At 69.8% G+C, this 11,449-nt stretch carries 12 protein-coding genes; 3 read left to right on the top strand and 9 right to left on the bottom strand.

What is annotated here, in order from left to right; translation table 11 throughout:
* Position 1: 1 nt before the first annotated feature.
* The 7 genes from ilvC to OD750_RS12130 form a co-directional block, all read right to left on the bottom strand.
* Positions 2 to 1,039, bottom strand: a complete 1,038-nt coding sequence (gene ilvC / locus OD750_RS12160) for a ketol-acid reductoisomerase (RefSeq protein ID WP_263545502.1) — start codon at positions 1,037 to 1,039, stop codon at positions 2 to 4.
* Positions 1,040 to 1,122: 83 nt separating this feature from the next.
* Positions 1,123 to 2,772 carry a dihydroxy-acid dehydratase gene (gene ilvD, locus OD750_RS12155; protein WP_263545501.1) on the bottom strand — a complete coding sequence of 550 codons (1,650 nt, stop codon included), beginning with the start codon at positions 2,770 to 2,772 and terminating at the stop codon, positions 1,123 to 1,125.
* 77 nt (positions 2,773 to 2,849) lie between these two features.
* Positions 2,850 to 3,923, bottom strand: a complete 1,074-nt coding sequence (gene leuB, locus OD750_RS12150; protein ID WP_263545500.1) for a 3-isopropylmalate dehydrogenase — start codon at positions 3,921 to 3,923, stop codon at positions 2,850 to 2,852.
* On the bottom strand, positions 3,920 to 4,501 hold the full coding sequence (leuD, locus tag OD750_RS12145) for a 3-isopropylmalate dehydratase small subunit (RefSeq protein ID WP_263545499.1): 582 nt from the start codon (positions 4,499 to 4,501) through the stop codon (positions 3,920 to 3,922). Before leuD ends, leuB begins: the two co-directional genes overlap by 4 nt.
* Complete coding sequence (gene leuC / locus OD750_RS12140; RefSeq protein WP_263545498.1) at positions 4,498 to 5,925, bottom strand: 3-isopropylmalate dehydratase large subunit; 1,428 nt, start codon at positions 5,923 to 5,925, stop codon at positions 4,498 to 4,500. Before leuC ends, leuD begins: the two co-directional genes overlap by 4 nt.
* Positions 5,925 to 6,872 (bottom strand): branched-chain amino acid transaminase, encoded by a 948-nt coding sequence (locus tag OD750_RS12135; protein WP_263545497.1) that lies wholly within the window; start codon positions 6,870 to 6,872, stop codon positions 5,925 to 5,927. The genes leuC and OD750_RS12135 overlap by 1 nt, the downstream gene beginning before the upstream one ends.
* A 9-nt stretch (positions 6,873 to 6,881) precedes the next feature.
* Positions 6,882 to 8,468: a 2-isopropylmalate synthase gene (locus tag OD750_RS12130; protein WP_263545814.1), complete on the bottom strand. Its 1,587-nt coding sequence runs from the start codon at positions 8,466 to 8,468 to the stop codon at positions 6,882 to 6,884.
* A 601-nt stretch (positions 8,469 to 9,069) separates the two neighbouring features.
* Here OD750_RS12130 and OD750_RS12125 point away from each other — a divergent pair.
* The 3 genes from OD750_RS12125 to OD750_RS12115 are packed head-to-tail and all read left to right on the top strand — an operon-like array spanning position 9,070 to position 10,305.
* Positions 9,070 to 9,420, top strand: coding sequence for an ArsR/SmtB family transcription factor (locus OD750_RS12125; RefSeq protein WP_263545496.1), 351 nt, complete (start codon positions 9,070 to 9,072; stop codon positions 9,418 to 9,420).
* Complete coding sequence (locus tag OD750_RS12120) at positions 9,404 to 9,889, top strand: SRPBCC family protein (RefSeq protein ID WP_263545495.1); 486 nt, start codon at positions 9,404 to 9,406, stop codon at positions 9,887 to 9,889. Before OD750_RS12125 ends, OD750_RS12120 begins: the two co-directional genes overlap by 17 nt.
* The gene (locus OD750_RS12115; RefSeq protein ID WP_263545494.1) at positions 9,886 to 10,305 is read left to right on the top strand and encodes a GFA family protein; all 420 of its coding nucleotides are present in this window, start codon (positions 9,886 to 9,888) and stop codon (positions 10,303 to 10,305) included. Before OD750_RS12120 ends, OD750_RS12115 begins: the two co-directional genes overlap by 4 nt.
* Here the strand turns inward: OD750_RS12115 and OD750_RS12110 are convergent.
* Together OD750_RS12110 and OD750_RS12105 are read right to left on the bottom strand one after the other, a co-directional pair.
* Complete coding sequence (locus tag OD750_RS12110; protein WP_263545493.1) at positions 10,251 to 10,838, bottom strand: NADPH-dependent FMN reductase; 588 nt, start codon at positions 10,836 to 10,838, stop codon at positions 10,251 to 10,253. The two genes, OD750_RS12115 and OD750_RS12110, sit on opposite strands and share 55 nt — an antisense overlap.
* Complete coding sequence (locus tag OD750_RS12105; RefSeq protein ID WP_263545492.1) at positions 10,835 to 11,419, bottom strand: LysE family translocator; 585 nt, start codon at positions 11,417 to 11,419, stop codon at positions 10,835 to 10,837. Before OD750_RS12105 ends, OD750_RS12110 begins: the two co-directional genes overlap by 4 nt.
* Positions 11,420 to 11,449: the final 30 nt, after the last annotated feature.

The following is an 11,449-nucleotide window of genomic DNA, read 5'->3' as shown; positions in this document are numbered from 1 at the left end:
GTCAGGCCGTCCGTTTCAGGGGAGCGTCGGATGACGTCGGGACGGCGGCGAGCGCCGGCGTCGGGTTCAGCCACGGCATGCGCGCGCGCAGGCCCGCGCCGACCGCCTCGATCGGATGAGCGAGATCGGCATTTTTCAACGCGCGGTAGTTGCCGTTGCCGGCCTGGTACTCGGCGACCCATTCCTGCGCGAAGCGGCCGTCCTGGATTTCATCGAGGATCTTGCGCATGCGCGCCTTCGTGTCGCCGTCGACGACGCGCGGGCCGCGCGTGAGGTCGCCGTATTGCGCGGTCTCGGAGATGAACTGGTGCATCTTCGCGAGGCCGCCTTCGTGCAGCAGGTCGACGATGAGCTTGAGTTCGTGCAGCACTTCGTAGTACGCGATTTCCGGCTGGTAGCCGGCTTCGACCAGCGTTTCGTAGCCGGCGAGCACGAGTTTCGTCGCGCCGCCGCACAGCACGGCCTGTTCGCCGAAGAGGTCGGTCTCGGTTTCCTCGCCGAAGTTCGTTTCGATCAGCATCGCGCGGGCGCCGCCGATGCCGGCCGCGTAGGCGAGCACCTTGTCGCGCGCCTTGCCGCTCGCGTCCTGGTGGATCGCGTACAGGCACGGCACGCCGTGGCCCTTCTCGTATTCGCGGCGCACGAGCGCGCCCGGGCCCTTCGGCGCGACGAGCACGACGTCGATGTCGGCGCGGGGCGCGATCTGCTTGAAGTGCACGTTGAAACCGTGCGCGAACAACAGCGCCGCGCCGGGCTTCGCGTTCGGCGCGATCGCGTCGGTGTACAGCGCCGGCTGCACCATGTCGGGCGTCAGCACGGCGATGAGATCGGCGTCCTTCACGGCGTCGGCGGGCTCGGCGACTTTCAGGCCGTCGGCGCGCGCCTTGTCCCACGACGGGCCGTTGCGGCGCACGCCGACGACGACGTCGAGGCCGGAATCCTTGAGGTTCAGCGCATGCGCGCGGCCCTGGCTGCCGTAGCCGAGTACGGCGACTTTGGCGGATTGCAGGGCGGCGGTGGTCGGGGTTTGTGCGGTCATGGCGTATCTCCGGGTTCGATGATTGAAAGGTCTTCTACGGTTTCAACGCCCGGGGGACCGCCCGGTGCGCAAGAGGAAAGGGTTCATGTGTGCGTTACCGCGCCTTCGGCGGCCGAGCCGACGAGTTGCGCGTACTTGGCGAGCACGCCGCGCGTGACTTTCGGCTCGGGCGCGCGCCAGTCGGCGCGGCGCGATTCGAGCGGCGCGTCGGTAGACAGCGTGCGATCGTGCATGTCGATGACGATGCGATCGCCTTCGCGCAGGAGCGCGATCGGACCGCCGCGCGCGGCTTCCGGTGCGATGTGGCCGACCATGAAGCCGTGCGTGGCGCCGCTGAAGCGGCCGTCGGTGATCAGCGCCACGTCGTTGCCGAGGCCGCGCCCGACGAGCGCCGCGGTCACCGCGAGCATTTCGCGCATGCCGGGGCCGCCGGCCGGACCTTCGTTGCGGATCACGACGACGTCGCCGGCGTTGATCGCGCCCGCTTGCACCGCCGCGAACGCGAGCTCTTCGCTGTCGTACACGCGCGCCGGGCCTTCGTGCCGCGCGCGGCCGTGACCGGCGAGCTTGAGCACGCAGCCCTGCGGCGCGACGTTGCCGTAGAGAATCGAATAGCCGCCGCGCGGCTTGAGCGGCGCGTTGGTCGCGCGCACGACGTCCTGGCCCGGCGCCGGCGCGGGCGCCGCGTCGAGTTCGGCGTACAGCGTGCGGCCGGTGACGGTCGGCGCGTCGTCGATCATGCCGCCCTTGCGCATTTCGCCCGCGACGAGCGCGGTGCCGCCAGCGGCCGAGAGTTCGACCGCCGTATAGCGACCGCCCGGCTTGAGATCGGCGATTACCGGCGTGTCGCGAGACGCGCTCTCGAAATCCTCGAGCGTCAGCGGCACGCCGGCTTCGCGCGCGATGGCGAGCAGGTGCAGCACGGCATTCGTCGAGCCCGCGGTCGCGGCGACGAGCCGCGCGGCGTTGCGGAACGCCGTCGGCGTCAGCACCGAGCGCGGCGTGCGGCCTTGCTTGAGGCATTCCATCGCGAGTTCGCCGCAGCGGAACGCCGCGTCGCGCTTGGCCGGATCGGTCGCCGGTATGTCGTTGTCGCCGAGCGGCGACAGGCCGAGCGCGGTCAGCACCATCGCCATCGTGTTCGCGGTGAACTGGCCGCCGCACGCGCCGGCGCCGGGACATGCATGCTTTTCCACATCGCACAGTTTTTGCGTCGACAGCTTGCCGGCGCCGTGCGCGCCGACCGCTTCGAACACGTCCTGCACGGTGATCGACTTCGCATCGAGCCGGCCGTGCGCGATCGAGCCGCCGTACAGCGCGACGCCGGGAATGTCGAGCCGCGCGAGCGCCATGGCGGCGGCGGGAATCGTCTTGTCGCAGCCGCACAGCACGACCATCGCGTCGAGGCAGTGGCCGTCGACGGCGAGTTCGATCGAGTCGGCGATGATTTCGCGGCTGACGAGCGAGGCGCGCATGCCCGACGTGCCCATCGCGATGCCGTCGGTCACGGCGATCGTGTTGAACTCGATCGGCGTGCCGCCGGCCGCGCGGATGCCGTCGCTCGCGGCCTGCGCGAGATCGCGCAGGTTGAGATTGCACGGGCTGACGTTCGACCACGTGTGCACGACCGCCACGAGCGGCCTGGCGATGGCCGCGTCGTCGAGGCCGGTCGCGCGCAGCATGGCGCGAGCGGGCGCGCGGTCGGGGCCGGTCTTGATCGCGTCACTGCGCATGGCGTTGCTCCGGGTTTTCTCCCTCTCCCCCAAGCTCGCTTGGGGGAGAGGGCTAAAGATTGCTGCGTGCATGCGCATCACGCGGCCTCCTTCGAAGCCGCGCGCTCGTTGAGCGCCGCGAGCACCGCTGCCGTCGCTTCGCGCGTGCCGGCGTCGCCGCCGAGGTCGCGCGTCGACACACCCGCGTCGAGCACGCGGTCGACCGCCGCTTCGATCGCCGCCGCTTCGTCGGCGAGGCCCAGCGAGTGGCGCAGCAGCATCGCGGCCGAGAGGATCGCGCCGAGAGGATTGGCGACGCCGCGTCCGGCGATGTCCGGCGCCGAGCCGTGGATCGGCTCGTACAGGCCCACCTTGCCGTCGCCGAGCGACGCCGACGGCAAGAGGCCGAGCGAACCGGCGAGCGCCGCGGCTTCGTCGGTCAAAATGTCGCCGAACAGGTTTTCGGTGACGATCACGTCGTACGCGGCCGGGCGCGTGAGCAGCAGCATCGCCATCGAATCGACGAGTTGGTGCTCCAGCGCGACGTCGGGAAACTCGTGTGCGACGCGCTGCACCGTTTCGCGCCACAGGCGCGAGGTTTCGAGCACGTTCGCCTTGTCGACCGACGTGACGCGGCGACCGCGGCCGCGCGCGAGCGCAAAGGCGCGGCGCGCGACGCGTTCCACTTCTTGCGTCGTGTACTTCGTCTCGTCGGTGGCGACGTCGGCCGTGCGCGTCTTCGCGCCGAAGTACGCGCCGCCGGTGAGTTCGCGCACGAACAGCAGGTCGACCCCGGTCAGCCGCTCGTTCTTGAGCGGCGACAGCGCGGCGAGCTTCGGATGCACGCGCACCGGCCGCAGGTTCGCGTAGACGCCCAGTTCCGCGCGCAGGCGCAAGAGGCCCTGCTCGGGCCGCACCTTCGCCTTCGGATCGGACCAGCGCGGACCGCCGACGGCGCCGAGCAGCACCGCGTCGGCCTGCTTGCACACGATCAGCGTTTCGGCCGGCAGCGGATCGCCGTGCGCGTCGATCGCGCAGCCGCCGATCGCGTGTTCGCTGAATTCGAATTCGTGGCCGCCGCGCGCGGCGGCGTCGCGCAGCACGCTGACCGCCGCGGCCGTGACCTCGGGGCCGATGCCGTCGCCCGGCAACACGGCGATGCGCGCTTTCATGCGGCCTCCCGTGCTTGTTCGAAGCGCGCGATGTCGCGCTCGTGGCCGACGAGAAAGCCCAGCTGGTCCACGCCGGCGATCAGGCAGTGCTTCGCGAACGGATCGAGCGCGAACGTGAAGCGTCCGCCGTCGGGCAGTTCGATCGTCTGCGCGGCGACGTCGATCGCAAGCTCGATGCCCGGATGGTCGAGCAGGTAGCGATGCTCGGCCTCGGACAGCACCACGGCGAGCAGGCCGTTCTTGAGTGCGTTGTTGCGGAAGATGTCGGCGATCTCGCTCGACAGCACGGCGCGAAACCCGTAGTCGACGAGCGCCCACGGCGCGTGTTCGCGCGACGAGCCGCAGCCGAAGTTGCGGCCGGCGACGAGGATTTCGCAGCCGCGTGCCATCGGCTGGTTCAGCACGAACTCGGGGTTCGGCGTGCCGTCGGCGCGCCAGCGCCAGTCGTTGAACGCGTAGCGGCCGAGGCCCGCGCGCTCGGTCGTCGTCAGAAACCGCGCCGGGATGATGCGGTCGGTGTCGATGTTCTCGTGCGCGAGCACGGCGGTGCGCGAACGCACATGGGTCACGGCGGTCATGCGGCCTGTTCCTGGGAGAGCGGTTGCTGAGAAAGCGATTGCGGCGAGGCGACGACGCCCGCGACGGCCGACGCGGCGGCGACCGCGGGACTCGCCAGCACCGTGCGCGCGCCCGGTCCCTGGCGTCCTTCGAAATTGCGGTTCGACGTGGAGACGACCAGTTGGCCCGGCTGCGCGAGATCGCCGTTCATCGCGATGCACATCGAGCAGCCCGGTTCGCGCCACTCGGCGCCGGCGGCGCGAAACACCTGGTCGAGCCCTTCGCGTTCGGCTTCGCGCTTGATCGCGACCGAGCCGGGCACGACGAGCATGCGCACGCGCGGGTCGAGCCGGCGTCCGCGCAGCACGTCGGCCGCGTCGCGCAGGTCGCCGATGCGCGAGTTCGTGCAGCTGCCGACGAACACGACGTCGACCGGCATGCCGGCGACCGGTCGGCCCGCCTCGACGCGCATGTAGTCGAGCGCGCGGCGCTCCTGCAGGCTCGCCGCGGCCGGCACCGGCGCGTCGAGCGCGATGGCCATGCCCGGGTGCGTGCCGTAGGTGACGGTCGGGCGCACCGCGCGCGCGTCGATGCGCACTTCGCGGTCGTACGTCGCGCCGTCGTCGCTGCGCAGCGTTTTCCACGCGTCCACCGCGCGGTCCCACGCGGCGCCCTGCGGCGCGAGCGGACGGCCCTTCAGGTACGCGAACGTCGTTTCGTCGGGCGCGATCAGGCCCGCGCGCGCGCCGGCCTCGATCGACATGTTGCAGACGGTCATGCGCTCGTCCATCGACAGCGCGCGGATCGCCTCGCCGCGATACTCGATGACGTGGCCGGTGCCGCCGTTGACGCCGATCTTGCCGATCACGTGCAGGATCAGGTCCTTCGCGCCGACGCCGGCCGGCAGCGCGCCGTCGACGTGGATCGCGAGCGACTTCGGCTTCTGCTGCAACAGGCACTGCGTCGCGAACACGTGGCCGACCTCGGTCGTGCCGATGCCGAACGCGAGCGCGCCGAACGCGCCGTGGGTCGAGGTGTGGCTGTCGCCGCAGACGATCGTCATGCCCGGCTGCGTCGCGCCGAGTTCGGGCCCGATCACGTGCACGATGCCGCGGTGCTCGCTGTCCCAGCCGTTGAGGCGGATGCCGAATTCGGCGCAGTTGCGTTCGAGTTCGGCGACCTGCGCCGCCGCTTCTTCCGACGCGTACACCGGCTGGCCGAGATCGTCGTGCGGCGTCGTCGGCGTGGAATGGTCGAGCGTCGCGAGCGTGCGTTCCGGGCGGCGCACCGTCAGGCCGCGCGCACGCAGTTCGGCGAACGCCTGCGGCGAAGTCACTTCGTGGATCAGGTGCAGGTCGACGTACAGGATCGCCGGCGTCGCGTCGGTTTCGGGACGCACGACATGCGCGTCCCACAGTTTGTCGAAGAGCGTGCGCGCGGCCATCACGCGGCCTCCTTCGCGTACGCCGTCGCGGTCACCGGCGTGAGCCAGCCCCAGTGGTCTTCGGTGGAGCCGTCGAACAGGCCGAAGAACGCGCGCTGCAGCGCGCGGGTCACCGGACCGGGCTTGCCCTCGCCGACCGGCTTGCGGTCGACCGAGCGCACCGGCGTGATTTCCGCGGCGGTGCCGGTCATGAACACTTCGTCGGCGAAGTACAGCATTTCGCGCGGCAGCGCCTGTTCGATCACCTGATAGCCGAGTTCCTGCGCGAGCGTCATCACCGTGTCTCGCGTGATGCCGCACAGGATGCTCGCACCGGCCGTCGGCGTATAAATCTTGCCGTTGCGAACGATGAACAGGTTCTCGCCGGCGCCTTCGGACAAGAGTCCGCCCGGCGCGAGCGCGATGCCTTCGACGAAGCCGCCGCGCACGGCTTCCTGCGCGATCAGCTGACTGTTCAAGTAATTGCCGCCGGCTTTCGCGCCGCTCGGATAGGTGTTCGGCGCCGCGCGGTTCCACGAGCTGACGCAGACGTCGACGCCCTGCTCCAGCGCGGCGGCGCCGTGCATGCTGCCCCATTCGATCGCGATGATCGCGACGTCGACGGCGGTGTCGCGCGGCGGCGCGAGGCTGAAGGTGAAACCCGAGCGGTACACGATCGGCCGCAGGTACGCGCTGCCGAGCTTGTTGGCGAGCACCACTTGCGCGCACGCGGCGTCGATGTCGTCGGCGCTGTACGCGATGTCGAGATCGTAGACGCGCGCGGAGTGGAACAGGCGCTCGGTGTGGTCGCGCAGGCGGAAGAACGCGGGGCCGTGGTTCGTCGCGTAGACGCGCTCGCCTTCGAATACCGACGACCCGTAGTGCAGCGCGTGCGCGCCGACGTTGACCGTGGCCTCGTGCCACGGCTTGATGCGTCCGTTGTGCCAGATGAGTTGGGGCGCTTTCATCGTCGTTCCTCAGCGGTCGTTGACCGCGGCTAGCGGGGTCGTTGCGGTGGATGCGGGTGTGGCGCGCTCGATACGGTTGGCGATTTCGAGCGCCGCGAGCGCGGCGGCCTCGACGATGTCGGTCGACACGCCGCGGCCGCGCAGTTCCTTGCCGTTGTGGCGCACGCCGAGCGTCGCCTGGCCTTGCGCGTCGCCGCCTTCGGACAGCGCGCGGATGTTGAAGTCGACGAGTTCGAACGTCTGGCCGACCGCGCGGCCGATCGCGCGCAGCGCGGCGTCGACCGGACCGTCGCCGATCGCCGCTTCGCTCGCGCCGCGGCCGTCCTCGTGCGCGAGGCGCACCGACGCCGAGCCGCTGCCGCCCAGGTGCGAGGTCGCGTTCAACTGCACGATGCGCCACGGGCCGAGCGCTTCGCCGTCGCGACCGAGCGCGAGCGCTTCGAGGTCGCTGTCGAACACTTCGCGCTTCTTGTCGGCGAGCGTCTTGAAGCGCGTGAAGATCTGGTCGAGTTCGGCGTCGGCCGGCTGGTGGCCGAGCGCGGCAAGCCGTTCGCGCAGCGCGTGACGCCCGCTGTGCTTGCCGAGCACGAGCTGCGAGCGCGCGAAGCCGACGTCTTCGGGCCGCATGATTTCGTACGTGCCGCGATGCTTCAACATGCCGTGCTGGTGGATGCCCGACTCGTGCGCGAACGCGTTCTCGCCGACGATCGCCTTGTTGCGCGGAATCGGCTGGCCGGTGATCTGCGCGAGGAGGCGCGCGGTCGGATACAGCTTCGGCGTTTTCAAGTTCGTCGCCGCGCCGAACAGTTCCGCGCGCGTCGCCAGCGCCATCGCCACTTCTTCGAGCGCGGCGTTGCCGGCGCGCTCGCCGATGCCGGTCAGCGTGCATTCGACCTGGCGCGCGCCGGCCGCGACGGCGGCAAGACTGTTGGCGACCGCCATGCCGAGATCGTCGTGGCAGTGCACCGACAGCACGGCGCGCTCGATGCCGCGTACGTGCGCTTTGAGATACCGGATGCGCTCGCCCATTTCCGCCGGCGTGGTGTAGCCGACGGTATCGGGCACGTTCAGCGTCGTGGCGCCGGCCTCGATGACGGCGGCGAACACCTCGGCGAGGTAGTCCGGTTCGCTGCGCATCGCGTCTTCGGCGGAAAATTCCACATCGGTGCACAGTTCACGCGCGCGGCGCACGGCGGCGACGGCGGCGTCGATCACCTGCGCCTTCGACATGCCGAGCTTGTGCTCGCGGTGCAGCGGACTCGTGGCGATGAACACGTGGATGCGCGCGGCGGTCGCGGGTTCGAGTGCGCGCGCCGCGGTTTCGATGTCGCCGGTCTGGCAGCGCGCGAGCGCGCAGATGCGGCTGCCGCGCACATCGCGGGCGATCGCCTGCACCGACGCGAAGTCGCCGTCGGACGCCTGCGGAAAGCCCGCCTCGATCACGTCGACGCCGAGTTCGGCGAGCGCGTGCGCGAGGCGCAGCTTCTGCGCCCGCGTCATCGAAAAACCCGGCGCCTGCTCGCCGTCGCGCAACGTCGTGTCGAACACGCGTACTCGCGTGTCGTCGGGGGCTTGCGTGTTGTCGGGGTTTGTCATCTGCATGGCCGCTGTTCGCGGGCCGGGCATAAAAAAACCCCGCTTCCGTTGCCGGAGGCGGGGTTCTGGTTTCGTTCGTCTGGTGTTTCAGACTCGCGCGCCCTTAACCCGCACCTCCGGAGGTAATAAGAAGTACGAGGACGAGTACGAGCGAAATTCGGACGCTCTGCGCACGCAGGATCGCAAGACCGAGCGAGAGCTCGGCGGTGCGGTTCTGGTCGTGGCTGTTGCGCTGCGTCATGGACCCGAAGCTAGTTGCGATTCTGTGGGGCTGTCAATTACGGGGCGTATTTTTGACCGATATCGGCGCAATGGAGCACTGATTCGTCAAATTCCGGTGCTTATGTAGTTTTTGGCGTCGTTGCCTGGGTTTGGACGTCTGGACGTATGGACGTGCAAATGCATGCGACCCCGGGGTTTGTCATCCCAGCGCAAGCTGGGATCCAGCCGTTGCTTCTTAACGCAAAAAACTGGATCCCAGCTTGCGCTGGGATGACGGGCATCGGAGGCCCCGCACGGGTCGCGGCACATTGCGGCCGTTGACAACACCCGGCGCTCCGAGTATTTAACCAATCACGAAATTAACCAATCGGTTTAATTCATGCCCCCCGACCCGCTGAGCCTCACGCTCGCCGCCCTCGCCGACCCGACGCGCCGCGCCCTGCTGGCGCGCCTCGCCGACGGCGAGACCTCGGTCACCGCGCTGGCCGAGCCGTTCTCGATGAGCCTGCCGGCGATCTCCAAGCACCTCAAGGTGCTCGAACGCGCGGGCCTCATCTCGCGCAGCCGCGACGCGCAGTGGCGTCCGTGCAGGCTCCAGGCCGGTCCGCTCGCCGACGTCAACGCATGGCTCGCGACGTACCGCCGCTTCTGGGAATCGCGCTTCGACCGACTCGACGGCTATCTCGCCGAACTGCAATCCAAGGAGACATCCGATGTCCGCAAGGAATGACCCCGTGCCGGCCGAACCGGCCGAACGCGTGCTCGAAATCGTCCGCGTCTTCGACGCGCCGCCCGGTCTCGTCTACACCGTGTGGACGACGCCCGAACACGCGAAGCGCTGGTCGGCGCCCGACGGGCTGGAGCTGTTCTTCTGCCAGATGGACGTACGGCCCGGCGGCACGTCGCGCTGCGGCATGCGCGGTCGCGACGGCGCCGAATACTGGGCGACCGAGGTGTACCAGGAAGTCGTCGAGAACGAACGGCTCGTCTTCACGCAGGCGTGGGACGACGCCGACGGCAAGCCGGGCCATGTCACGACGATCGTCGTGCGGTTCGAACCGGTCGACGGCAAGACGCGCGTGACGATGCGACAGGGCGTGTTCTCGACCCCCAAGGCGCGCGACGATCACAACGAAGGCTGGCTCGAATGCTTCGATCAGCTCGGCGACTACGTGCGCAAACTCCAGGAGGCCGCATGAGCACCTCGACCGACATCGCCTGCGCGTGCGGCGACGTGCGCGTTCGCCTCGAAGGCGCGCCGGACATCGCGTTCTATTGCCACTGCGACGACTGCCAGGCCGTCAGCGGCGGCGCGTACGTATCGGTCGCGCTGTTTCCGAAGTCGGCCGTGACGGTGCTGCGGGGCACGCTCGAGACCTGGAAGCTGCGCGCGCTGCCGCGCCATCGCTGCGCGAGGTGCGGCATACAGGTGTTCGCCGAAGTGACGGCGTTCGACCAGATCGGCGTGAACGGCGCGCGGCTGCCGCCGGGCGTGTCGAAGCCGGCGTTTCATATTCAATGCCGCTACGCGGTCAATCCGGTCGTCGACGACCTGCCGCACTACGCCGACGCGCCGACGGATTTCGGCGGCAGCGGCAACACGATCGGCTGGTAGCGCCGCGTCCACGCGGCGAACGCGGCGACGAAGTGCGCAAGACGCGCGTGCTCGTCGCCGCGCAGGCGGCCCTGCGCATCGAACAGCGCTTCGCCGCCGGCGAGGAACAGCATCGGCGACGGCATAACGAGCGATTCGGTCGCCGCGAACACCTGACGCAGCCCCGCCTGCGCAAGCCGCGTGCCCCAGCGGCCCGCGGTCGCGCCGACGAGCGCCACCGGCTTGCCCGCCAGCATCTCGTCGCCGCGCGACAGCCAGTCGATCGCGTTCTTGAGCACCGCCGGAAACGACTGGTTGTACTCCGGCGTCGCGATCAGCAGACCGGCGACCGCGTCGCGCAGCGCGCGCACGCCCGCCGGTTCGCCGGCCGCCTCGACGTCTTCGTCGAACATCGGCACGGCGCCGAGCGCGTCGTAGCGCGCGATCGTCACGTCGTCCGGCGCGAGCGCGGCGGCGGCATCGACGAGGCGCCGGTTGAGCGAATCGCGGCGCAGACTGCCGGCGATGCCGAGTATCGAAAGGGCCTTCTTCACAGCGAAATCTTCATGATATTTTCAACCGCGAGGAACGCCGCGAACGCGAGCAGCAGCACGCCGTTGGCGATGTCCACGCCGCGCCGATGCGCCTGGAACCAGCGCGCCAGCATCGCGCCGGCGCCGGCCCATAGCGCGAGCGAAACGGCCGGTATCGCGGCGTACAGCGTGAACAGCACGGCATCGCGCGACGGTGCGAGCGCCACGACGCTCGCGGCGAGCAGCCACGCTTTCGGATTCGCGAACTGGAACGCGAACAGGCCGGCGGCGTTGCGCGGCAGCGCGGCGGCGTATGCATCCGTCGCGGCCCGTGCACGCAGCAGACGCACGCCGAGCGCGGCGAGGTAGGCGGCGCCCGCAAGCGCGGCGAGCGCTCGCGCCGGCGGCGACGACAGCGGCAAGGCCAGGCCGGCCGCGACGACGGCGAGCATCGCGAGCGATCCGGCGACGATGCCGGCGATCGGCGGCAGCGCCGCCTTGAGTCCGCCGCGCGCGCCGGCACCGAGCACGACGAGGTTGTTCGGACCGGGCGTGAGCGCGCCGAGCGCGATCAGCGCGGCGACGGCGTAGTACGTGTTCATGGCGACTCCTGTGCGATCCGGAGCGCCAGT

This window comes from Tahibacter soli, from assembly GCF_025717065.2.
In the GTDB taxonomy this organism is placed as follows: Bacteria; Pseudomonadota; Gammaproteobacteria; order Xanthomonadales; family Rhodanobacteraceae; genus Tahibacter; species Tahibacter soli.
This window is presented reverse-complemented; position numbering and strand designations above follow the sequence as displayed.